Annotated in this window: 19 protein-coding genes; 8 read left to right on the top strand and 11 right to left on the bottom strand. The window is 44.0% G+C overall.

Going from position 1 to position 23,363, the window contains the following annotated elements:
* Positions 1-28 precede the first annotated feature (28 nt).
* The 3 genes from ACNKW2_RS07855 to ACNKW2_RS07845 all read left to right on the top strand — a co-directional run bounded on the left by ACNKW2_RS07855 (position 29) and on the right by ACNKW2_RS07845 (position 2,221).
* On the top strand, positions 29-544 hold the full coding sequence (locus ACNKW2_RS07855; RefSeq protein ID WP_336565061.1) for a sigma-70 family RNA polymerase sigma factor: 516 nt from the start codon (positions 29-31) through the stop codon (positions 542-544).
* Complete coding sequence (locus ACNKW2_RS07850; RefSeq protein WP_419148061.1) at positions 544-1,263, top strand: DUF3379 family protein; 720 nt, start codon at positions 544-546, stop codon at positions 1,261-1,263. The genes ACNKW2_RS07855 and ACNKW2_RS07850 overlap by 1 nt, the downstream gene beginning before the upstream one ends.
* Before the next feature lie 112 nt (positions 1,264-1,375).
* Positions 1,376-2,221 (top strand): Tim44 domain-containing protein, encoded by an 846-nt coding sequence (locus tag ACNKW2_RS07845; protein ID WP_419148060.1) that lies wholly within the window; start codon positions 1,376-1,378, stop codon positions 2,219-2,221.
* Between the two features lie 58 nt (positions 2,222-2,279).
* Here the strand turns inward: ACNKW2_RS07845 and ACNKW2_RS07840 are convergent, their stop codons facing one another.
* The 7 genes from ACNKW2_RS07840 to ACNKW2_RS07810 all read right to left on the bottom strand — a co-directional run bounded on the left by ACNKW2_RS07840 (position 2,280) and on the right by ACNKW2_RS07810 (position 8,169).
* Positions 2,280-3,086: a P-loop domain-containing protein gene (locus tag ACNKW2_RS07840; RefSeq protein ID WP_419148059.1), complete on the bottom strand. Its 807-nt coding sequence runs from the start codon at positions 3,084-3,086 to the stop codon at positions 2,280-2,282.
* A gap of 23 nt (positions 3,087-3,109) precedes the next feature.
* On the bottom strand, positions 3,110-5,098 hold the full coding sequence (locus ACNKW2_RS07835) for a TonB-dependent receptor plug domain-containing protein (RefSeq protein ID WP_419148058.1): 1,989 nt from the start codon (positions 5,096-5,098) through the stop codon (positions 3,110-3,112).
* A 149-nt stretch (positions 5,099-5,247) separates the two neighbouring features.
* Positions 5,248-5,508: a CBU_0592 family membrane protein gene (locus ACNKW2_RS07830; protein ID WP_336565066.1), complete on the bottom strand. Its 261-nt coding sequence runs from the start codon at positions 5,506-5,508 to the stop codon at positions 5,248-5,250.
* A gap of 204 nt (positions 5,509-5,712) precedes the next feature.
* Positions 5,713-5,964: a hypothetical protein gene (locus ACNKW2_RS07825; RefSeq protein WP_419148057.1), complete on the bottom strand. Its 252-nt coding sequence runs from the start codon at positions 5,962-5,964 to the stop codon at positions 5,713-5,715.
* A 2-nt stretch (positions 5,965-5,966) separates the two neighbouring features.
* A complete protein-coding gene (locus ACNKW2_RS07820) occupies positions 5,967-6,377 on the bottom strand; it encodes a DUF1761 domain-containing protein (RefSeq protein WP_419148056.1) in 411 nt (136 codons plus the stop codon).
* Positions 6,378-6,428: 51 nt separating this feature from the next.
* The gene (locus ACNKW2_RS07815) at positions 6,429-6,947 is read right to left on the bottom strand and encodes a response regulator transcription factor (protein ID WP_419148055.1); all 519 of its coding nucleotides are present in this window, start codon (positions 6,945-6,947) and stop codon (positions 6,429-6,431) included.
* Positions 6,928-8,169, bottom strand: a complete 1,242-nt coding sequence (locus ACNKW2_RS07810; protein ID WP_419148054.1) for a sensor histidine kinase — start codon at positions 8,167-8,169, stop codon at positions 6,928-6,930. Before ACNKW2_RS07810 ends, ACNKW2_RS07815 begins: the two co-directional genes overlap by 20 nt.
* Before the next feature lie 284 nt (positions 8,170-8,453).
* Between ACNKW2_RS07810 and ACNKW2_RS07805 the strand changes: the two genes are divergently transcribed.
* Positions 8,454-9,524 carry a ketoacyl-ACP synthase III gene (locus ACNKW2_RS07805; protein ID WP_419148053.1) on the top strand — a complete coding sequence of 357 codons (1,071 nt, stop codon included), beginning with the start codon at positions 8,454-8,456 and terminating at the stop codon, positions 9,522-9,524.
* A gap of 70 nt (positions 9,525-9,594) precedes the next feature.
* Positions 9,595-11,064 (top strand): aminoacyl-histidine dipeptidase, encoded by a 1,470-nt coding sequence (locus tag ACNKW2_RS07800; protein WP_419148052.1) that lies wholly within the window; start codon positions 9,595-9,597, stop codon positions 11,062-11,064.
* Positions 11,065-11,123: 59 nt separating this feature from the next.
* On the opposite strand, the gene ACNKW2_RS07795 is transcribed toward ACNKW2_RS07800, so the two are convergent.
* Together ACNKW2_RS07795 and ACNKW2_RS07790 are read right to left on the bottom strand one after the other, a co-directional pair.
* Entirely contained in the window at positions 11,124-12,491 is a 1,368-nt protein-coding gene (locus ACNKW2_RS07795; protein ID WP_419148051.1) for a leucyl aminopeptidase family protein, read from the bottom strand.
* Between the two features lie 55 nt (positions 12,492-12,546).
* On the bottom strand, positions 12,547-12,924 hold the full coding sequence (locus tag ACNKW2_RS07790) for a hypothetical protein (RefSeq protein ID WP_419148050.1): 378 nt from the start codon (positions 12,922-12,924) through the stop codon (positions 12,547-12,549).
* Between the two features lie 522 nt (positions 12,925-13,446).
* Here ACNKW2_RS07790 and ACNKW2_RS07785 point away from each other — a divergent pair.
* On the top strand, positions 13,447-16,038 hold the full coding sequence (locus ACNKW2_RS07785) for a TonB-dependent receptor plug domain-containing protein (protein WP_419148049.1): 2,592 nt from the start codon (positions 13,447-13,449) through the stop codon (positions 16,036-16,038).
* 94 nt (positions 16,039-16,132) lie between these two features.
* Positions 16,133-17,617, top strand: a complete 1,485-nt coding sequence (locus ACNKW2_RS07780; protein ID WP_419148048.1) for a tetratricopeptide repeat-containing sulfotransferase family protein — start codon at positions 16,133-16,135, stop codon at positions 17,615-17,617.
* On the opposite strand, the gene ACNKW2_RS07775 is transcribed toward ACNKW2_RS07780, so the two are convergent.
* The gene (locus ACNKW2_RS07775) at positions 17,544-18,479 is read right to left on the bottom strand and encodes an alpha/beta fold hydrolase (protein WP_419148047.1); all 936 of its coding nucleotides are present in this window, start codon (positions 18,477-18,479) and stop codon (positions 17,544-17,546) included. The genes ACNKW2_RS07780 and ACNKW2_RS07775 overlap by 74 nt on opposite strands.
* A gap of 152 nt (positions 18,480-18,631) precedes the next feature.
* Here ACNKW2_RS07775 and rlmF point away from each other — a divergent pair, with 152 nt between their 5' ends.
* The gene (rlmF, locus tag ACNKW2_RS07770; RefSeq protein ID WP_419148046.1) at positions 18,632-19,501 is read left to right on the top strand and encodes a 23S rRNA (adenine(1618)-N(6))-methyltransferase RlmF; all 870 of its coding nucleotides are present in this window, start codon (positions 18,632-18,634) and stop codon (positions 19,499-19,501) included.
* Positions 19,502-19,773: 272 nt separating this feature from the next.
* Here rlmF and ACNKW2_RS07765 read toward each other — a convergent pair whose 3' ends face one another.
* On the bottom strand, positions 19,774-22,527 hold the full coding sequence (locus ACNKW2_RS07765) for a TonB-dependent receptor (protein WP_419148045.1): 2,754 nt from the start codon (positions 22,525-22,527) through the stop codon (positions 19,774-19,776).
* Positions 22,528-23,363 lie beyond the last annotated feature (836 nt).

Raw genomic sequence — 23,363 nt, 5'->3', positions numbered from 1 at the left:
AACCTGCAATAAGGTAGGTCTTGTAAATATGACCAGTAAACAAACCCATTATGAGTCGCTGGTTCGGGCATATCACAAAGAGCTCTATAAGTTCGCTTATTGGTTGTCAGGTGATCCGACAATAGCAGAAGACTTAGTCCAAGAAACTTTTTTGCGGGCTTGGCGCGCGCTTGACTCTTTACAAGAGAAAGACGCCGCCAAGCCGTGGTTATTAACTATTTTACGACGAGAAAACGCCCGACGCTTTGAGCGCAAACAGTTTGATTACAGCGATGTTGAGCAAGATACCTTAGTCGATGAGCGCAGTAGCAGTTTAGACGACAGCGCTGAGCAAGCCGTGGTGCAACGTCAAATTGCAGCACTTGCCACCGAATATAAGGAACCTTTGTTATTACAAGTGGTGATGGGTTGCTCTGGCGATGAGATCGCTACTATTTTGGAGTTAAACAAAAACACCGTAATGACTCGCCTCTACCGGGCCAGAAATCAATTAAAAGAGGCATTAAAAGCAGGCTATGAACCAATTAAGGGGGCATCAAATTGATGGATGAACTCGAATTTAGGCGTCGATTATTCGCCGATCCACACGATGAAGAAGTTATCGCGGCGGCCAAAGCCCAGCCAGAATTACAGCGCATTGTCACTGAAATGCAGCAGTTCGATGAGTTTCTCAATCAGTCGATGGCAATCGAAGTACCGGATGATTTGGCCGATAAAATTATCGCCAAACAAAAGGCCGAAGTGGCCAATAACCAAGAGCACGGCAAAGTGAGCTGGTTTAGACGAGCAACTATGCCCTTTGCTGTGGCTGCCAGTACGCTTTTTGCAGCACTCATTTTTTATTTTGGCGGCTTTGGCGAACCGCTGAATACCGGGCAACATGCGCTGGCGCATGTCTATCATGAATCCAGCGCTCTTAAGCGCGAAGATGCCATTCCATTGCAGCAAGTGAATGAAAAGCTTGCCATGTTTGGTGGTAAATTTGATGACTTGCCGGGCAAAGTGGTGTTTGCCACTTTTTGTAATTTTAAAGGACAAAAGAGTCTGCACTTAGTGATGCAATCCGAGTTTGGTCCTTTAACTGTGTTTGTGGTGCCCACCGGACAACAAGCCACCCTTGATGGCAGTGACCAGTTTTCAGATAACCGTTTTTCCGGCTTGATTGCCTACAACGATAGAGCCAATACCATTTTGGTTGGCGATAAGAGTGCCCCATTGCAACACTTCCAGTCCGCGGTGCAAACCTCTTTGCGCTGGCTATAACGCGGTAAATGGGCGCTTAGCGCCCATTTATTAAAACCGTCTTACAACGGCTATTTCAAAGCATCAGCAACTTCATTACAATAGCATCAGTTTATTTTTAGATAGGAAAATCATGAAAAATTTCATTGTTTTATTCACTTTGTTAGCCTTAGTGATTGGTACTAGCTTTGATGCTGAAGCCAGAAAAAAGTTTGGTAAGCGCAGTAGCGGTAAAACCCACCAAACCACCACTACCCAGCAAAAGAAAGTGGATACCCAAACTCTTAATAGCAAAACCACCAAAACCAAGTCGAGCAAAAAGGGGATCATGGGTGGCATTTTAGGCGGCTTATTGGCCGGTGGCTTAATTGCAGCCATGCTAGGTGACGACTTTGAGGGCTTTCAACTGCTAGAGATGCTTCTGCTTGCTGGTGCGGCCTTTTTTATTTTTAAATTAGTAAAATCGGCATTACTAAAGCGCCAACACCCAGGCTATGCTGGCGCAGCACCGCACTCATCTAACTACAACTCGCAACAATTCCAATCTAGCCAATCTAGTCCCCAAAGCTCTGGTGGTGGGTTTGGCGCGACGTCTGTGCCACTGAACTTACCCCGCGATTTCGATATTAATGGCTTCTTACAAGGGGCAAGACAACATTATCAAACCATACAAAAAGCGTGGAATGACAATGATTTCGCCACTATCTCAGAGTACTTAAGTCCGGAGCTTGTGGCTGAGTTTAAACAAGACCGCGAAGCCCAAGGCGATGTAAAGACGGAAGTGATGTTTGTCGATGCCGAAATGGTACGTGCTGATACTCACCCCCATGTTTGGGAAATCAGCGTGAAGTTTACTGGTAAGTATCGAGACTTAGGCGATATGCAAGAAGAACCCATTCATGAAATTTGGCACCTTGAGCGTCAAACCTCAGGTAATGCCCCTTGGCTTATCGTCGGTGTTGAAGATTTAGCTTCTTAAGCACGGACTATATTACCAGCCTGTGTTCACAAGTATTGCTTGAGCGCAGGCTGGCACTCTATAACTGACCACGAACAGTTAATACCTCGCGATCCTCACCAAGATCAACCACCACGTTGGCGCTTTCACTTAAACTGGTTACGGCCCACTCCGACAGCCTTTGAAAAGGCTGAATAAATGCCAATACTTCCTCATCCGTCATGCCTTTGCCGGTTTGCGCCCGTAACGCGTGCTCTTGTTGTAAGCGCCAGCGATAAACCCGTGAAAAACTCTGACCATTAAGAAAAACAAGCCCATCAAATTGCTCAAATACTTCCTGGTAGTTAGTCGCTAGCAGGCGATTAACGCAGTGGCGAAAGTAGCCATCGTGGTCGTGTTTTCGTTCAAAATCATTGACGTCATAACCCAACTGCGCAGCTGGCTGAGCGGTTACCCCCACACACCAACCTTCTACGATTAATACTTGCGCCCCCTCTGGCACTGGCCGCCATTGGCTCTTGCTGAGCTTATTATCTGATGCTTTATCAAACACCGGTAATAGTAACGCCCGCTGCTGTTTAAAGTCGCATAGTACCTGTTGCAATAAAGCCAGATCGTGACTGCCTGGGAGACCACGCTGTTGATACAGTGGATGGACTTGCTGTGCTAACTGTGCTCGTTCATTGGCATCAAAATAAAAATCATCAAGCGATACCGCAACCCCAGTAATATTATCCCCGTACAGCTGCTTGATTAGGTTCTGACTCAAGGTTGACTTACCACTTCCCTGCATGCCGGAAATGGCCAGCAATAGCGGGGCCTGTTTACGCCGCCATAAACTGGCAACCTGGGTGGCGAGGTTATCTACTAATAGACTGCTAGGCACGTGCGCTGACGCCTTAGATCACGCTAAAAAACATAATGGTATTGTAGCTGCAGCGTTCTGCCCTGTTGCGGCACGCGACCATCTCTTAACCTAGGGTCAAATACATCCACTTTTTTATCGGTTAAATTCTCACCTTTAAGGTAAAGCTTCGCATCATCAGCAAGCTGCCATGACAGCGACAGTCCCAACAGCCAATAACTGGGTTGGTCAAAACTGGCAATCTCTGGGTTTGGCGGACCTGGCACAAAGGTGCTATCTCGCCATAATGCGTTTAAGGTGGCTTCAATGCCGTCATATTGATGGGTGATGGCAGCGGCAAAAAACTTTTTAAAGCTGCCATTTAGGGGTTTATCGAACATCTGCGTGAAAGCCCCTTGCAGCCAAGTGCGCTCGCTAAGATTGAGGTTAGCATTGACTTCAATGCCCTGCATATTGGTTTCAAAAACATTACCAAAGGTAAATTCCGCTTGGGGGTCGTTAATTGGGATCAGGTTGATAAAGTCACTCAACTGGTTTTCGAAAAGTACCACATCCAGTTGTTTTTGTTGGTCTTGGTAATGCCATACAAACTCGGTGGTTTTAACTCGCTCTGAGGTCAAATCGGAATTACCAATGGTGACATCATCATTAGAATTTAATTCGTTGCTCACTGGCGTGCGGAACGACTCACCATATTGAAACTTAAGAGTATGACGCGGGTTTAGATTATAAATAAAGGCCAATCGCGGTGATAGCTTATCATCTATATCCTTGACTTCATCATAGCGAATGCCAGCAAACATATTCATGTCATCGCTGAGTTTGTACTTGGCTTGGAGATACCCGGCATAAGAGTCAAACTCTTGCAGCAGTGGGTAAAATGGCGCGTAGTTTTTTACTGTGGTAACACCGCCTAAGTATGCGCTATCGGCTAAAAATACACCGCCAAAGTCGGGGTCGTAGTAACTTGTTCTAATATTGGCTTGGCTTTGCTCTTCATCTGACCACTCCAGACCAAAATTCCAATCCAGCTTGTCGTTTTGGCTAAAACGGCCATCGAGGTTGTAGGTTAAATCTCTTGATTGCCAAGCCGGCCCGACAAGAAAATCAGCGCCAGCGGCCAACCCTATCTCATCAGCGGCGACAATAAGCCCAGCACTTTTAATGTTGTGCTCAATGAAACTCAGCGAGTGACTTAACATCAGCTGCGGATTAATCTGCCAATCGTAACTTACTACCGCGGCTATATTTTCACTTTGATGCTCATTATCCGGTGAATAACGCGATAGATTTAAAAACTCATCCAGTTCCGTGCGGTTGTACCTTAACTGCCAGCTTAAGGCGCGATGGCTTCCACCAAATGTAATAAACAGGGATTTTAATGGATCTTTTACTGCGTTTTGAAAATAGCCCTCACCGGAGCGCTGATTAGCGGCAATATTACCGTATAACTCAGTGTCATCGCTGATTTTTCTTGAACCACTGAACGCCATTTGCAGCGTACCATGTTCACCGTATCCAACACTGAACTCGTTACTGGCGGTTTTAGTGATGACGTTCATAACCCCAAGAAAGGCATTACTGCCGTACAGCGCCGATCCTGGACCACGAATAAACTCAACTTTGGCAACGATATCAACAGGAATAAAAGGGGTGTAAACAGACGCTTTGCCAAATGACGATTCATTTAATCGCTGGCCATCAATCATTACCAACACATGGCCGGTATCCAAATACACACCTCGAGTATGCTCTTTTGGCACCGCGCCAACCCAGTCACCACGGGTGGATTGGAATCCGGGCACATAGTTCATTAATTCATAAACATTATCAACGCCAAGGCTGGCGATTTGTTGGGCATTAAAAACGGTGGTGCTCGATGGCACAGAAGCGCGGGTCTCAGAGGTTTTACTCGCGATAGATATGTTAACATCCAATAGTTCTTCAAAAGACAACTGGTATAAGTCTTCTTCGGATCCCTGTGCTATTGGCATACCGAGCACAGCGGCAAAGAGTAAAACGGCTTTATTCATAATAACGAGCTCTATGTTCCCACACTTCGCTCGCAGCATTAGTTTACAACTAACCTACGTAGCAGCATATGATTAATTTAATAATACTTGCTATTTGCCACTACGCAAGTTTTTGATTCGCCTTTTAAATTAGAAGCACACTGAGGTTATTAGGCAGCTGCCAGTTTGCGCGCTTTAAAATATTTGTATAAGCCAATTAATGACGCTGCAATCCAGAATAGCTCGATAACAAAGCTTGCCAAATTAAAATTATAGCAAAGGCTGATCAGTAACAAGATAGCGCCACTGAGGTTCATCAAGTTATAGGTTAGCCCTTCTGGTGATGCTTTTTGTAGCTGTAACATAAAAAATGCACCAACTACTAAAAAGGTGCCCGTCATACCAATAATATCGAAAACTAAATCGATCATACTTTATCCATTATAATCACCAACTCCAATTCACCGAACCAGATCTATTGAAGTTGTATTTGCTTTAGACCCAATTGGCTGGCCCAGTTCCATGGGAAGGGTCGTTTTCAATCATTGAAACAGCAAGTCAAACGGCGAGATAGTAACAAATACACAGCCTCAGGTAAGGACATATGTCTGATGGCATAACAAATGGCGGGGGGGTTATTTTGCCGTGACTTTGCCACCAATCATTTTTAACGCTGGCGTGCCACGGACTAAGGTGTCACGTGCAAAGGCTTGCTCGCAATTAGGACAGTGAATTTGATCTAGGGTGTGATCTTTAACAATACGCTCTTTGAAGCATTTGACCAAACTCCCTTTACCGCCCTTGCGGTATTTAAATAGCGGCTGTTTGCAGCCGGCACAAAATATATCGACAGTGCGAGTTGGTCCTTTTTTGTTTGGCTTAGCCATGTTTAATACATTAATCTCAATACCATTGCTATTAGGCTAAATTGTAAAACATGATACCCCCCATTGACCAGAAACAGCTTAAATGGTCGTTGCTCGAAAATGTAACTAGTGCCCAAGCTGGTGGCAACAATAAATAAGCCAATGGCGGCACCTAGGCCAATGGTGGCAAGCAGCGACTGCCCCATTGGTAACACCACTGACATAAACACCGCTGACAGCAATGACAATATAAATGCCACACCAAAGGTTAATTTCGGGTCGCTTGTTTTCAGGTCAAGCTCGGTTAAGCCACAGCCTTCCATCCACGTTTGCTGGAACAATATTGGCGAATACCAAATACCACCGAGCATGAAAGAAGACAATGCCGCTAACAAAGTCGCCCACAGATTTAATGCCTCAAACGAAAACGTCATCACAGCCTCGAGTGCATTGAGTTTTAGTTAATAATGAGTATAAGAGAAATTTTACTGATACACAGGTTTCTTTTGTAACTTGCGCTGCAATGTCCGCCGATGCATATTCAATGCTCTGGCCGTTTGTGAGATATTGCCATGGTTGGCTTTTAGCACCTGCTGAATATGTTCCCACTCCAGTCTATCTGGAGACATAACAGTTTCATTGTCGACCACCATGTTATCTTCGCCAAGCAAAGTTTGGATTATTAATTGACTGCTGGCAGGCTTGGTAAGGTAGTCATCGGCTCCCAGCTTGATGGCGGCCACCGCCGTTGCAATGCTGGCGTAACCGGTGAGCATAATGATCCTGGCCGTGGGAAAGTGCTGACGCAGCGGCGGGATATAGTTAATGCTGCTTTCATCAGCTAACTTCATATCTAACAGAATGTATTGCGGTGCAAACCCTTGGCTTTTTGCTATGACGTCATGCAAATCACTCAAATGCAAGGTCTCAAACCCATGTTTTTGCATCCGTCGAGCCAAGGTTTGCGCAAACGCAAGGTCATCCTCAATGAGCAGTAGTTTCATGGTGTATCCGCGGTAAAGTCACCACACAGGAAGTGCCGTGGGGTGATTGATTTTTAATAATTAAACGGCCGCCAAGCCGCTCAATGGTGGCATGACTGAGTAACACCGCCATACCAAGCCCATTCTCGCTGTCGACGATTTGCTGACCTAATTTAGCTAACTGCAGCGGCTCAACACCAATGCCATTGTCTGTGATGTTAATGGCAATATTGCCATCGCTTTGCTCGCAGGTCACCACAATGCTCTGCTGGTTATTGGCTTCATTCGCTCGCACCGCATTAGCGATTAAATTCAATAAAGCGGGGATAAGCATGGGGTCGTCAACCACACCACCAGAGCAATGTTCAGCAGTAAAAGTAAAATGCTGTTGCGGGTATTGTAAAGTGGCCAACTGCTGTAATGACGATAGTACTTTTGTTATCGCCACTGAATGAGTTTTATTTGCTTTAACGTATTCAGTGACTCGCCGAAACTCATGCAATTGCTGCTGACAACTGGCAATGGGCTGTGCCATTTCTTGTACAGCCTCATCCTTAGGGTAATTGTCTGAGAGTTCTTCATGCAGTAAAGCCAAATGTGCAATTGGCGTTGCCAGCTGATGGGTTGCTTGAGCCGCGGCACTGCCCAGTGCAATCACTTGCTCTTGTTGCAATTGTTGTTCTCTAAGTGCGGCAATATCCCGTGCTTTTCTTCTGTTTTGCTGCACTAAAATGGTCACTACCGTCGCCACCACAATGATAGTAAAGGTAAAATTCACCAACATGCCTAATAAGTGAGTCGACATGTCCATATGGTGCATGTGCTCATTTGACATTCTTAAGTAAAGATAACCGTAGGCAGCAATAGCGCTAATGCACACAAATAACATGTACAAACTGGGTAAAGTCACCGCAGCAATAATGGTTGGCAATACCAATAATGAAACGAAAGCGTTGGTGGCACCTCCGGTTAATGCCAACAGCACGGTAAGAAATACAATGTCGGCCAACAGCTGCATGGTCATGCCCAAGGGCGCGGCTTCTTTTATATTGCGATAGGCATAAATACTAAGCAATTGAAATACCGATTCGGCAGCGACCACTGCGGCCACAGCTAAAAAGTCAAACTGTTTATCGAACACCAATATCGCAATGGCCACCATCACTATTTGAATCACAATGGCCACCGAACGCAGCATCAGCAATTGCCCTAAGGCGGAGGCAGGGGAAAAAGCGATTTTCATATTTCAAAAAGCCACTATAGTTAATGGGTGTGTCTGCAACGAGGTTTAAGGTTACAGCAAACGAGTACGTGTTAGGGTTAGCTTACCATAGTTAAAGCAGCAATAGCTTGATCCCAGACAACAGCGTTAACACAAGGCGGATTGCTATTACTGACTACCTATTAGCCATCGGCAACAAAATACACGCACTTTGAGGCGCACAGCACCAGATTGATAGCAAAAGTTTAGCGAATTTGATATAAAGAAAACATAGGCCAACTGGTCGGATAAGAATAAGAGACACTATGATTTATGCAAAGATAACCGGTTGGGGTAAATGCATTCCACCAGCCAGTATTTCTAACGATGAAATAAGCACTGTGGTAGACACCAACGACGAGTGGATAAGCTCACGTACTGGCATTAAGTCACGCCGAGTTAGCCATGTTAGCACCGCAGATCTTGCCACAGTGGCAAGTCAGCAGGCATTGGCATGCGCAGGTCTAGCTGGTAAAGACATCGATTTAGTCCTACTTGCGACTTGCACGCCATCAACCATGGTTGCGAATACCGCTTCTTTAGTTCAGAAAAATATAGGGGCAGAAGGTGCTGCAGCTTGTGACACCAATGCCGCGTGTTCTGGTTTTTTATATGCACTGCAAAATGCCACCGCACAAATTCAAGCCGGCATGATCAAAAAAGCCGTGGTTGTCGCGGCCGAACGCATGACCTGGTATGTCAATTGGGAAAAACGCGACAGTGCAGTGTTATTTGGTGACGGCGCCGGTGCCGTGGTACTGGAAGCCAGCGAAGAACCCAGTGGCTTAATGGGCACCAAAACCGGCTGTGATAGCAGTGATCGCAGCATTTTGCATATTCCCAACTATGGCACCGATATGGATCGCATCGCCGCCACCGGACCATCCGCTCTCTCTTTTGAGGGGCGTGAAATTTTTAAGCGTGCGGTTAAAGGCATGAGCGAAGCTTGCGATGACGTACTCAAACAAGCGCAGCTTTCATTAGACGAAATCGATGTATTAATTCCACACCAAGCCAATCTTCGCATTATTCAAGCGATTCAAAACCGCCTTGAAATTGCCGACGATAAAGTCATGGTAAATATTGATAAATACGGTAACACTTCCGCTGCTACCATTGCCATTGCGTTATGTGAGGCGGTGGAAAATGGCTTAATCAAACCTCATGCGAATATCATGAGTGCTGCATTTGGTGCAGGTTTAACCTGGGCTGCAAGTTACTTAAAATGGGGTGATAGAGTCACACCACTGGCCACCTCAGATGCCAGCTTACCCCCGTGTGACAAAACTGGGCTTGAGCTTATTGCTCCGGCAGTAGCAGTTTGTAAGTCATCGTAACCACTCGATATCTCTCCTTGGATGGGCGATAATAACGCCATATTTTAGTCTCTCATCCAAGGAGAATACCGTGCTTAAAGCGCATAGCGAAATTAGTCAATTGGCTCCCCAAGCCGTTTGGAAATTCTTTGATCAAATTTGCTCTATCCCCCACCCTTCAAAACACGAAGAAGCCCTAGCCACGTTTATTGTTAACTGGGCACAAAGTAAAGGCCTTTCTGTAAAGCGGGATGAAACCGGCAATGTCTTTATCAAAAAGCCAGCCACCCCTGGCATGGAAGACAGAAAAGGTGTGGTGCTGCAAGCCCATATTGATATGGTGCCACAAAAAAATAACGACACCGAACACGATTTTGTCACGGATGCTATTCAGCCTTATGTCGATAACGGCTGGGTTACCGCCAAAGGCACTACTCTAGGTGCTGATAATGGTATTGGTATGGCATCGTGCTTAGCCGTATTAGATGCCGATGACATTGCTCATGGTCCACTTGAAGTGTTGCTTACCGTCGATGAAGAAGCCGGCATGAGCGGTGCATTTGGACTGCAGCCTGGTTGGTTAGAAGGCGACATCTTACTTAACACCGACTCAGAGCAAGAGGGAGAAATCTACATGGGCTGTGCTGGCGGTATTGATGCCTCTATTAGTGTCAATATTGAACGCCACAGCGTAACTGCGCAGCAGCAAAGCTATCAACTGACGCTGAAAGGCTTACGCGGTGGTCATTCAGGAGTGGATATCCACACCGGTCGCGCCAATGCCAATAAGCTATTAGCACGTTTTCTAAAAGATCATTGCCAAGAACTCAGTGTACAGCTGCTCTCTCTCCAAGGTGGCACACTGAGAAACGCTATCCCTCGTGAGGCCAGTGCCCTGTTCACAATGCCTGCAGAGCAGTTAGCGGCATTTAACCAGGCATTGCGAGCGTTTGAAACCACTATAAAACAAGAGTTAAGTAGCATTGAAACCGGGATCACCTTGGTTTTAGATGAGGTGACCAATTCGCAACAGCCCATGACCGAGGCCAGTCAAAGACAAGTGTTGAATTTACTCAATGCGTGCCCTAATGGCGTAATTAGAATGAGTGATGACATTCAAGGAGTGGTTGAAACGTCACTTAATATGGGCGTGATCAGCACCACCGACTCACAATTTGAGGTATTGTGCTTGGTTCGCTCTCTCATCGATTCTGGTCGCGAACAAGTGACCGGCAGTTTACGCTCTTTGGCAGAGTTAGCCGGAGCTGAGATTAAGTTAAGTGGTGCCTACCCAGGCTGGAAGCCCGATCCGAACTCGCAGGTCTTGGCTATTTTTAGAGACATGTACGAAACCATTTATGGTAATAAGCCAGATATTATGGTGATCCATGCTGGGCTTGAATGTGGGCTATTTAAAAAGCCTTACCCAGAGATGGATATGATCTCTTTTGGCCCCACCATCAAGTTCCCCCATTCACCCGATGAAAAAGTAGAAATCGACAGTGTGGGACTATATTGGCAACAAATGAAAGGAATATTGGCCAATATTCCGAAAAAATAAACCGCAACAAAAAGCCCAGCATCGGATGCTGGGCTTTTTAAAGTAAAGTGATTACTTAATTACTTAGCGAAGCGACGCTCTAAGTATTCAAACATAGTGCGAAGCCCTAATGCCTCACCACCGACGGGGCGACCAGGCAAGGCTCTGAGATTCCAAGCCATCACATCAAAATGCAACCAAGGCGTGGTGTTAGGATCAACAAACTCTTTTAGATACAATGCCGCCGTGATAGAGCCTCCAAATGGCGTTGAGCCACAGTTAGCGATATCCGCAACATCGCTTTTAAACAACGCTTTGTATTGATCAAACAAAGGTAACTGCCACACAGGATCGGCATTATTAGCACCTAACTCCATTAAATCAGACGCAATTTGTTGATCGGTAGAGTAAAACCCAGGTAATTCGGTACCAAGGGCAATACGACAAGCACCGGTAAGTGTGGCAAAGTCAATCAGTAGCTCCGGTTGCTCTGTTTGTGCTTCCGCAAGCGCATCACATAATACTAGGCGTCCCTCAGCATCGGTGTTGTCGATTTCTACGGTGATCCCTTTGCGGGTTTTTATCACATCTCCTGGTCTAAACGCGTTACGAGATACGGCATTTTCCACAGCAGGAACCAGCACTCTTAAACGTACAGGAAGCTTAGTTGCCATAATCATCTTGGCTAAGGCAATAACGTGAGCAGCACCACCCATGTCTTTTTTCATGTTACGCATGCCAGAGGCCGGTTTTAAATCCAAACCGCCAGAGTCAAAACACACCCCCTTACCGACTAACGTAAGTTTGGGATGACTGTCGTCGCCCCAATTGAGGTCCAGCAATCGCGGAGTATTGTCACTGGCTCGACCTACCATATGAATGGTCGGATAGTTTTGCTCGAGCAGCTCATCACCCACCACCTGAGTTAATTCACCACCATAGGTTTCTGCAAGCTCCGCCATTACTTCGGCTAAGTGTTGCGGCATCATATCTGCAGCAGGTGTGTTGACTAAATCTCTGGCGAGATAAATCCCCTCTACAGCCGCTTTAACACGGTGGTATAAGGACTCATCAGATAGTGCTAACTTTGCCTTAACGGCGGCCATTTCTTTATACGAGTCAAATTGATAAGCACCAAGCAAAAAGGCAATAGCATGGCTTTGCTGGTTGCTTATCTGCTCATCAAAACAATAAGTACCTGCTGGCAATTGTTTAGCCAGGTCGCCCAACAGCCAAAAGTCATCTTGTTCGTCCGCTACAACAATTACTCGGTCCAACTCGTCGCTGTTTTCTTTGGTAATAACAATATGCTGCTGCGATTGCAATTTTGCAGCGTTCACCACCGCTTGAACAATGTCAGACTGCTGAGATTGCCACTGCTCTAATGCTGCAGTTGTTAAAATAGAAATGGGAATACCCGAAGAAGAGTGAACTAATAAATTGCTCATGTAGGCCTCGTTGTTGTTTTATTAAGACTAAGACTACCAAGCTTGAAGATAAAATTCACGATTTCTTGTTATCTGAAGGAGGCTTTTTTTTCAAACTAAATGAACTTGGTAACACATCAACTCCAACCCATTCACCCACTTTTACGATAAGCGGGATAGTGACAGGCGCAAATGGCAGTACGGCAAACACTCCAAGCCCAAGTCCTTTTAATAAATCGACTAATTGTGCATTAGCGATTTTGAGCTCTGTTTTAACGGCTTTCCCTTGGCTGTAGCGCTTATAAATTTCTAGCATTTGCTTGGTTTCAACGCGCTCTTGAGCTAGCGCCAGCTTGAGTGCCAACATCGCTCTGCGCAGCCGGATCTGTTGTCTTCTTTTACTGATCCTAGCCACTCTTACAGGGGCTTTATGAACGACTTTTATTAGCTTCATAGGGTAACTCAACACGACGTATAAATTGAGTTTATCAAACTTTTGCTATTTAGAGCTATTAGCCAAAGGTACAAAAGTGTAACCAAGCGTCCCCTCTGTAACGTAAAATAGGTGCGAAAATAATTAAAACAAAAAATTTTAGGTGCTAAGCAAACCAAAATGTATAAATTTTGTTCCGAGCTCCCCCATAGGTTAGCTTATCATCACGTTTTTTTATTTTTTGTACAAAAAACCGACCTAGATTAGGGTTATTTTCACTGTTTAAACACCAAGATAAGCTATAAACAACTGTCATAGCCCATAAAACCCACCCTGTTACAGTTACTTACTACTAACCTTTATGATTAGTTTGTTGATTTAACAAAAACTTACTGCAAATGTTGCAGTTTAAAAAAACACTGCTAATTTTAAAAAAGCGCTTGCCAATGCATAGCAAATTAACTTATATGTGTATTAAAGGTAAAAATATTATAAACGACCTTTTTTATTGGTATGACAACAACAATCAACTGGGGAAACAGGATGAAACTAAAAAGTAACACGCTGCGCCGTGCAATTCGCTTTGCTTTAGCAACAGCAGCTACTTCTTCGTTGCTAACCACTACAGCAATGGCAGAAGAGGCGGATGAAACAAAAGCAGAAGAGAAAATTGAAAAAATCGCAGTCGTAGGCTCACGGGCAGCACCTCGCTCGGTCGGCGACTCACCAGTACCTATCGATATCATCGGTGCAGAAGACATGTCTAAAGCCGCAGGCTCTGACATGCTTGAGCTGTTAAAAGGCTCAGTACCATCACTTAACGTACATGCTAACCCAATCAGTGACGCTGCAACTTTGGTAAGACCAGCAAACTTACGTGGTTTACCAGCTGACAGTACGCTGATCCTACTTAACGGTAAGCGCCGTCACCGCTCATCGGTCATTGCGTTCTTAGGTGGTGGTATTAACGATGGTGCGCAAGGCCCTGATATTTCAGTAATCCCAAGCATTGCCCTGAAACAAGTGGAAGTACTTCGTGATGGTGCTGCGGCACAATACGGTTCTGATGCCATTGCCGGTGTAATGAACTTTGTACTTAAAGATTCTAGTGAAGGTGGTACCTTTGCGGTTCGCCAAGGCGAATACTATGAAGGCGATGGTGATACAACGGTTATTGAAGGCAACGTAGGTTTACCGTTCACTGACAATGGTTTTGCGAACTTAAGCTTCCAATACAAAGAAGCTGACGCAACCAGCCGCAGTGTACAACGTCCAGATGCTGCAGCTTACATCGCGGCAGGTGTTGAAGGCGTTGGTAACCCAGCACAAATTTGGGGTGCCCCTGAGATCAGCGATGATATCAGCATCTTTGGTAATGTCGGCCTAGACGTAACCGATAATTCTCAGTTCTACATGTTTGGTAACTACTCTGAGCGCGATGTGAAAGGTGGTTTCTACTATCGTAACCCGCAAACTCGTCCAGGTGTATACTCAAACGACGGTGGTGAAACACTGCTAGTAGGCGATTTAGACGGTGTTGGTGTTGGCATCGAATGTCCAACCATTAATCTAACCGATACCAATGTGGAAAACATTCCTGCGTATCAGCAAATTGCAGCTGACACTGAGCTTGGTCGTAACTGTTTTGCATTTAACGAAATCTTGCCAGGCGGTTTCACACCAAACTTTGGCGGTAATATCACAGATACATCTCTTGTGATGGGTGTTAAAGGTGAGCTTACTGATGGCTTCTTAGAAGGTGCATACTGGGATTTAAGTGGTTCAGTCGGTCGTAACGAATCGCGTTATTTCATTACCAACACAGTAAACGCATCACTTGGTGCTGAAACACCAATGGATTTCAGCCCAGGTAAATACATTCAGTTAGAAAAAGGCTTCAGTGCCGACATTTCTAAAGGCTTTGACTATGGACTTGCTTACGATGTAAACGTAGCAGCAGGTGCAGAGTGGCGCGAAGAAACGTTCGAAGTACTTGCTGGTGATGAGCCTTCATTTATTGCCGGTCCATTAACGCAACAAGGCTTTGGTATTGGCTCTAATGGTTTCCCTGGCTTCAAGCCTTCAGCAGCAGGCGAGTTTACTCGTCGCAATATCGCAGCATACATCGATATTGAAACGCCGTTCACTGAAGATTTCTTAATGGGTTGGGCACTTCGTTATGAAGATTACGATAGCTTTGGTTCAACTACAAACTACAAAATCACAGGTCAATATTACCTTACTGAAGATTTAGCACTTCGTGGCTCGATCAGCACAGGTTTCCGCGCACCAACCGTTGGTCAAGCAAACGTAAGTAACGTTCAAACCAACCTAAGCAGTGGTGTATTGGTTGACTCGGCCCTATTACCACCGACAAACCCGGTTTCGACACAGTTAGGTGGTACTGAGCTGACCCCTGAAGAGTCACAAAGTTATACCCTTGGTGCGGTTTACCGCAAAGGCGACCTATTCTTAACTATCGATTACTACAACATCGAAGTAACCGACCGTCTCAGCCAGTCAGAAAAAATTGTACTGAGCGATTCAGACAAAGAAGCGCTTAAAGCTGCTGGTGTACCAAACGTAGATAACCTGGCTCAGGTTAGCTTCTTCACCAACGACTTTGATACAACCACGCAAGGTATTGACTTAGTCGCTAACTACTCAATGGATATGTTAGGTGGCTTTGCAACCTTCAGTGCAGCGTATAACTGGAACGAGACTGAAGTGGATCGCTTCTCAGCTATTACCGGTGATTTCAAGGTTTCACGTCTAGAAAACGACTTACCAAACCACAGAGGCACACTAACGTGGGCACAGCAGTGGGATGACTTCTCTGGCTTCGTACGTTATAACTACTTTGGCGAATACCAAGGTGTTCACGTGGACTACGATGCAACGGCTAAAACAGCAGATGCAGCATCAACGTTTGACGCAGAGCTTACGTACTTTGCTTCAGATTCACTGAGCTTCTCTGTTGGTGCAAACAACATCTTTGACCAAGATGCTGAAGAACTTGATTTCTTTGATAAAACGGGTATCCCTAACAACAACTGGGGTGGCAAGTTTTACGAGACTTCTCCGTTCGGTATCAATGGTGGATACTACTACGTGAAAGCAACGTATACGTTCTAACTTTTACTGTAACCCAGAAACAAAGGCGAACTAGCGATAGCTATTTCGCCTTTTTATTTTTATTCTATAGCAAATGATATAAAGCAGTGACGCTATGTTGTTATTGAAAAGAGCTAATGAGTTATTAGCCGAAAATAAGCTTCGCGAAGCGGAGTTTATGTTTAAATCTGTATTGAAACAGTCTCCGAAAAATGGTCCTGCACTATTTGGTTTAGGCCGAATTTGTATGCGCTTAGAGCAGTACGACAACGCCATCTACTATTTAAAGCGCGCATGTGAACATTTGCCAAAAATGCTGGATCCCTTGTTTGCTTTAGCAGATGCTTTTATCGCGGTTGGCTCTCCAGTGGATGCCAAGACCGTACTGGAGTACACCTTAAGTGTTGCCAAACACAATGCTCAAGCACATTATCAGCTTGGACAGTTTTACTTAGATTATGGCTTTGTTGAACAAGCAGAAAAAGTATTTCGTGAAGGGGTAAACTGCCCCCATGGTACGGTGACAGGCTTTATGCTGTATGAACTGGCACAAATGTCAGCAGTCAACGAGCTCGAAGGATACCTTGAACTATTAGATAAACTGGTAGCAGAAAGTGAAACTCCAAGACTAAAAGTGGTGCTTTTTTATGCCCAAGCGAAATGCCATGAGCGATTGGGTAACTTAAAGCAAGCTGAGGAGTTTTATCAGCAAGCCAATGAAACACAATTAACCTTAGCCGAATTCAAAACGGAGCAAATGCTGCCTTTATTCGACAGCATTAAAAAATGGTGCAACAAGGCTTTTTTTGATAAGCCTGCCGATAAAGTCAAAACCACATTCACTCCTGTTTTTATTGTGGGGTTACCTAGAACCGGCTCTACCCTGTTAGAACAAATGTTAATTCAACATCCTGAGGTTGGTACCCTTGGCGAAAATACCGTGATCAGCGACAAAATTGTGCCTTACCTTTGTCAACGCAATGAAGCACACTTCCCAAACTGCTTACATACATTAAGCAATAGTATGCTTGATCATTGTAGGGGGTTATACGTTGATGAAATTAAGCGGCAAAGGGTGGCTAAATCCGTGGTCATAAATAAATTACCCGCAAATTTCCAAAACCTTGGCCTTATACATAAGTTATTTCCTGAAGGGCGAATTATCCACCTGAGCAGAAATTTAAAAGCGACGGCCTGGTCGGTATACAGCAATCATTTCGCCGCCAACGAGCCTTATTTTTGTTCAATGTCTGAGTTTGCACTGTATGCCCAAGCAGAGCATGACTTAATGACGCATTTCAAACAGTTTTTAAAACACGATATTTTCTCTTTAAGCTACGAACAGCTGATTGCAGAACCTGAGCGATACATTAAACGTTGTTTGAACTTCTTATACCTAGAATACGATCCTGAGTGTCTATCCTTCTACAAATCTAAAAAGCCCGTTCATACGTTAAGTAAGGCGCAAGTAAGACAGCCGATCAATACAACCGGTTTGGAGAAGTGGCAGCGTCATGCCGACTTCATTACTGAGCAGCTTCCTGACCCAGAGCCGAGCCCTCCGGAGCATACCGAGCAAACCACTCAAGTAAGTCCTTAAACTGATCGTTATGGGCATGTTTACTGGTCAACATATCGATGTGGCCGTAATTATGCCCATGTCCAAACTTTTTACCATACACTCTCATCTCTTGAACTCCGTTACCTGACTCTTTAATAAAAGCTTTTATATCAATTGGTTGAGCTAAAGCCTTATCGTTTACGCCAGCAATATGAAGGGTCGGTGGCAAGCTTAATTGTTGTAACGCTTGAGCATAATTAAAGCCATCGTCGCTGTCTACCCAAGGTCTCTTCTGTGCCCATCTGGCACTTTGCGCATGCGACTTAAGCGATTCATCATCACTGCCCCACCCCAGCTGTTTAGCAGGTAAATAGCCATGCTTTTTGGCGTAGTAATGGGCCAGCTTAAACCAAATTAGATTTGCTTTTAATAGCTTGCTAGGGTGGTTATTATGTAAACTTCGTTTTGACCCAAAATAGACACACGCCTTTACCTTACCAATCTCTTGCGGGAAGCGGGCAAACACACTATTCATCAGAACGCCGCCCCAAGAATGCGCAACCCAGTAACATGGGCGAGCAGAGAACTCAGCTTCGATATAATCCAACATCGCTGGAATTTCATGCAGTATAGATTCTGTTTGGCCATACTGTGCAGTGGGGTCAATTTGCGGAGTACTGTCACCGCGACCGCGAAGATCGGCAACAAAGCAGCGATAGCCATGTTCTGCTAAAAATGGCGCTAATCCTTTATTTGATTCAGTATAAAAAATCTTGCCATTTTCTACCGCGCCATGCAGCAAAAACACCATGGGGCCGGCTTTTTCAGCATTATAAATATGCCTTAAATGCAGTTTGTGGCCCTCACCAATATCAACAAATAATGATTCCTGCTGTACCATTTTGTAATTCTTCTTAGTTCATTTTTCTCATCGTACCAGTTAAACAGATTATCTGTGTGCATTCAATCAAGCTGAGATGGGAAGCAAACCCTAGTTAAGTGACACCATTTAAATGGTATAATAACTCTTATTTGCTTAAAGAATCGTTAAAAGTGCACCCACGTAATAAACACCGTAATGGCTATGACTTTGAATCACTCATCAACGCAGAGCCGACATTATCACAACATGTAATATCACGAGAAACAGGTGCCCAAACCATCGACTTCAGCGACCCAAGTGCCGTCAAGTCCTTAAATAAAGCATTATTAAAAGCCGATTACCAGATTCAAGCTTGGGATATCCCGCCACAATTTCTTTGCCCACCAGTACCAGGCAGAGCGGACTATATTCATGCTTTAAAAGACTTATTAGATAACTCAAGCCTACCTGAGAAGGTAAGCGGTGTTGATATCGGCAGCGGTGCTAACCTTATTTACCCAATCCTTGGCAGTAAAGAATATGGCTGGCGATTTATTGCATCCGATATTAACCCTGCGGCGGTGAAATGTGCCAAGACCATTGCACAATTAAATCAATTACCAGTAAAGGTTTTGCAGCAAAAGAACCCAGAACACTATTTTCGCTCGATAGTAAAACCAAATCAGTTTTATCACTTTTCCATGTGCAACCCGCCCTTCCATCATAGCGAGGAAGCGGCACAGGCAGGTACACAACGTAAGTGGAAGAACTTAAACAAAACGCCGAAAAGCCAACTTAATTTTGGCGGTCAAGCACAAGAGTTATGGTGCCCAGGTGGTGAGAAGCAATTTATCTTAAACATGATTAACGAGAGCCAAGAGTTTAAGCAGCAGATCTACTGGTTTACCTCATTAGTATCTAATAAAGATAACCTTAAGCCATTACAAAAACGTCTCAAATCGCTTGCGGCACAACAAATAAAAGTCATCGATAAGGGACAAGGTAATAAAAAGAGTCGTTTTCTTGCTTGGAGCTTTTTTACCCCTGAAATGACAGCATAGCTCTATATTTACAATCTTTATGACAAATTGTATTGTGCGCAACTCCCTCATACAAAAGTGCTCAGCACAACGCATATCAGTTTGTATGCTAACCCTAGCAAGTGCTGATATGAACTATGGTGATTTTAAGCGTTGCGAAGTTTGCCGTAATCGTTTTCAGAAAACAAATAAACGAATGTGACTAAACAAAGTAAAAAGGATTATTTTGATAACTCAAAATAATCCTTTTCTGTTAAATATAAAACTTGTTGCTTGTTTATCTTTCTAACGCATTAAAACTCATATTTCACTTTAAAGCTATATGCTCGGCCGGTGATATCATAAGTTGCACCTTCAATGCCAGATGGTTCACTAGCTACAACTGGTGGCTCCTCATCGGTTACATTGTCAATACCAACAGAGAATGATAGGTGGTCGTTATATTGATATACAGAATTCAAGTCAAAGCGAAGATAAGAATCAACTGGCTCATTGGCATTGCCCTTATCTAACACTTCATCTAACCACTGACCACGAAGTTCTACATTCCAGCTTTCGTATGACCAATTTATAAATGAGGACATCTTATATTCAGGAATAAGACCCGCATTAGAAGAGTTGTCGTATGTACCGGTACGATTGATAACCTCTGCCTCTGGATGGGCTTGGTCATTAAACTTATCGTACCAAGAAATTTCAGAACCAAGTTTCCAATCTCCCACGGTTGTGGCGAAGGTATAATCCAACCCAAGGTCAACACCAACAACTTCCCTTTCTGCAAGGTTGACATACGTTACATCTACTTGGGAAATATTACCATTTGCATCCCGGATCACGCGGTCGCCTAATAGGGGATCACCAGCAGCATTCTTATCAATGAAATACTGTTTAGGATTATCAATTGCATTTTCTTGCGTAATATTGAAGTAATCCAAACGAATATTAAGCCCTTCAATTGCTTCAGGGCTCCAAACTATACCTGCAGTAAAGCTTTCTGACTCTTCAGCATCAAGTTGTAATGAATTACCTGTTGTAATAGTTAGGAATTGGAACAATGCTGGATCAGACTGCATTGAACAGCCAGCTGTTGCCGCCGTTGAGCCCGCATTTTCAGCAGCACAAGGATCGTTCAAGAAGTCAAATGATTCGGAAGCTCCCTGATACAGCTCTTGTAAAGATGGCGCTCTGAAGCCAGTCGAATAAGTCGCTCTTAACTTAAGCGCGTCACTAGGGTCAAACTCAATGCCCACTTTAGGGTTAATATCAGTACCAAAATCATTAAAATCCGAGTAGCGAACAGCAAATGTCATATCGACTTTATCTATAACAGGAACAAATGCCTCAGCGTAGATTTCTTTTGAAGTTCTATCGCCTTCTGTTGCTTGTAAGTTGACTCCACCGATAGTTTGAAAATCAGAAATCAAACCGTCTGGGTCCTTAGAAAAGCTCTCTTTTCTATATTCAGCACCCAATGCTATCGCAACTGTACCTGCAGCTAAATCAAATAAATCACCACTGACATCAAAAGAGAATGAATGCGTTCTGGAGCGGCCTGTCATCTGTACATCTGTTAGCATATAATTCCACTGATCTTCAGGCATTTGTCCTGCTTCAGCAAGTGGATTCAATTGCACACAACCTTCTACTTGAGCACATACACTTTCAGGGCCTACACCAAGTTTAAGGTGCTCTTTATTGACAACATTAACATAGGTTTGACTATAGCGGCTTTGCGAGCCAATAACTTTACTTGACCATGTCCAGTTGTCACCAAACTCACCATCAAACTCCATTACTAAACGATCGAATTGTGTATTGTGATCAAAAAACCGTGGTGCTCCCGAGTCAGTCATACGACGACGCCAATCTTTGATATCTTGATCAAAGATATTGTATCTATTATCTTTGCTCCATGTTAAATCACCCACTTCAAACGCGGAAAATATTGGTGCGTACGCCCAAGTTTCTAAAATTTGTGTATCTGAATGGATGAACTCTGCACTAAATATCAAAGTGTCAGATACTTCATAGTTACCGCTTGCAAACAAAGAAAACCGTTGGTTATCAGGAATTTCTGATGTAACTTGTTGATAGTTATATGGCGTCCAGTTAGAAGATATTCCAGATAAGCCAGCCCCACTATTCGCTCTAGTAACCACCGCGACATCGTCTGGATTATTGGTTCTAATAATCGAGCCATCTTCTTGAGCTTCAAAGCCTGAAATTGTTGCTCTACCGGAAGGAATCGCCGAGGATGGAATGGGCGTTACAGATGTACGATTACGGTCTCTTGAGTAAACTGATTTTTGCTCATAGAAGTTTGCGCCAAATACCATTGAGCCTTTATCACCAGATATACCTGTTAATAGATTGAAGCTACCTCTTTCACCTCCCTCATCCGAAGGTTTAGAGTAACTGTAATCAACCATTAAGCCTTCATATCTATCTTTTAGAATAATGTTAACAACACCTGCAATCGCGTCTGATCCGTAGATTGATGATGCACCGTCTTTTAGAATTTCAATTCTTTCGATGGCTGCTGGAGGAATTACATTTAAATCAACGGAATCACCAGTATCAGCATTATTAGAAGCTCGGTGTCCATTTATTAAAACCAACGTTGATGTATCTGGTAACCCCCTTAAGTTGATACTTGAAGTAGGACTACCGGCTCTTGTTGTATTGGTAATACCGGTAACTGCAGGTAGCTGGTTAATTAAGTCAGCAATATTATCAACACCAGCCATTTCTATTTGTACTGAATCTACGATTGTTACTGGTGAGGCGTTTTCTAAATCTTGTCTTTGGATCCGAGAACCCGTTACAGCAATTCTTTCTATGCTTTTAGCACTGTCTTCTTCAGCCGAAGAATATGCTGAGAAGAACACGGTTGAAGCAGCCCCTATTGCAGTTGCTAACTGCACTGCATTTGAAATTTTATTTTTTTTTACCATAGTTAGATTCTCCCTGGTATTTATATGTTTTGTTATTACTAAAGTATTATTGCCATTCATTTTGTTAACAAAGCCAATACTAAATACTAACACCAATAAACACCCTAGCAACATAAAAAAACCCTAAAGATGTAAAAATTATTATCAAACATAGGTAAAACAAAAAGATTTGTACAAATTCACTTAATTAAGTGCTCTATTTGAGACAAAGAGCTTCACTTAAAACACCGCTCATACAACGATGCAAACAAGTAAAGCTTCGCTATCCATCTGTTATAACATCGAATTTCGTCAAGTTGTTAGTGTCAACTTGCCCATTCGTATTAAACAAATATCATGACGAATAAGTTTTAAGCTTATGATATTTTGTAACACTTTTTAATCGGCTAATGAATGCTAACTAAAACACCTTTTTGTATTGCAATAAATGTGCGAGGCGACTGCCGAGTTGAAAACACACCAGAAGAAACTGTGCCCAAAGGTCATCTACCTGATAGGAGCGGGTTTATCCGGCGATGTTACATTATGCTCAGAATGCAAAAAACCCGCTGCATTACTGCAGCGGGTTTGACGTACATGGAAGTACTAATATCGATGAGATTCATGGATAAATGCTTTTCATAGAGAGACACAGGGGTGAACTGTGACCGAAGCACGGCTTTGCAGCGCAGTGAACGCGAGGTATGGATACCGAGCCGGAAGCCCTCCACAGGGATGTGTGCCCAAAGACAGTAAGAGTCGCGTGGTTATCTTTACCACTCAGTCTACTTTGCTTTCAAGGCTGTTTAGGTTTTGTAGGCGCGGGTTTACCCCGCGCTTTTTATTATGCGCTAAACGCAAAAAACCCCGACTCTTTCGAATCGGGGTTTTCTTAATAAGGCCCTGGCGATGTTCTCATTCTTTTCATAGAGAGACACATGGGAAGCCCA

This window comes from Pseudoalteromonas 'SMAR' (assembly GCF_048515945.1).
GTDB lineage: Bacteria > Pseudomonadota > Gammaproteobacteria > Enterobacterales > Alteromonadaceae > Pseudoalteromonas.
This window is presented reverse-complemented; position numbering and strand designations above follow the sequence as displayed.

Bases quoted from the DNA above. Each gene is read 5' to 3' on its own strand.
- ACNKW2_RS07815 (WP_419148055.1), bottom strand. From the start codon at position 6,947: ATGAAACTACTGCTCATTGAGGATGACCTTGCGTTTGCGCAAACCTTG.
- ACNKW2_RS07775 (WP_419148047.1), bottom strand. From the start codon at position 18,479: ATGGTACAGCAGGAATCATTATTTGTTGATATTGGTGAGGGCCACAAA.
- ACNKW2_RS07830 (WP_336565066.1), bottom strand. From the start codon at position 5,508: ATGATCGATTTAGTTTTCGATATTATTGGTATGACGGGCACCTTTTTA.
- ACNKW2_RS07795 (WP_419148051.1), bottom strand. From the start codon at position 12,491: ATGAGCAATTTATTAGTTCACTCTTCTTCGGGTATTCCCATTTCTATT.
- ACNKW2_RS07780 (WP_419148048.1), top strand. From the start codon at position 16,133: ATGTTGTTATTGAAAAGAGCTAATGAGTTATTAGCCGAAAATAAGCTT.
- ACNKW2_RS07835 (WP_419148058.1), bottom strand. From the start codon at position 5,098: ATGAATAAAGCCGTTTTACTCTTTGCCGCTGTGCTCGGTATGCCAATA.
- ACNKW2_RS07805 (WP_419148053.1), top strand. From the start codon at position 8,454: ATGATTTATGCAAAGATAACCGGTTGGGGTAAATGCATTCCACCAGCC.
- ACNKW2_RS07785 (WP_419148049.1), top strand. From the start codon at position 13,447: ATGAAACTAAAAAGTAACACGCTGCGCCGTGCAATTCGCTTTGCTTTA.
- ACNKW2_RS07810 (WP_419148054.1), bottom strand. From the start codon at position 8,169: ATGAAAATCGCTTTTTCCCCTGCCTCCGCCTTAGGGCAATTGCTGATG.
- ACNKW2_RS07825 (WP_419148057.1), bottom strand. From the start codon at position 5,964: ATGGCTAAGCCAAACAAAAAAGGACCAACTCGCACTGTCGATATATTT.
- ACNKW2_RS07820 (WP_419148056.1), bottom strand. From the start codon at position 6,377: ATGACGTTTTCGTTTGAGGCATTAAATCTGTGGGCGACTTTGTTAGCG.
- ACNKW2_RS07790 (WP_419148050.1), bottom strand. From the start codon at position 12,924: ATGAAGCTAATAAAAGTCGTTCATAAAGCCCCTGTAAGAGTGGCTAGG.
- ACNKW2_RS07855 (WP_336565061.1), top strand. From the start codon at position 29: ATGACCAGTAAACAAACCCATTATGAGTCGCTGGTTCGGGCATATCAC.
- ACNKW2_RS07845 (WP_419148060.1), top strand. From the start codon at position 1,376: ATGAAAAATTTCATTGTTTTATTCACTTTGTTAGCCTTAGTGATTGGT.
- ACNKW2_RS07850 (WP_419148061.1), top strand. From the start codon at position 544: ATGGATGAACTCGAATTTAGGCGTCGATTATTCGCCGATCCACACGAT.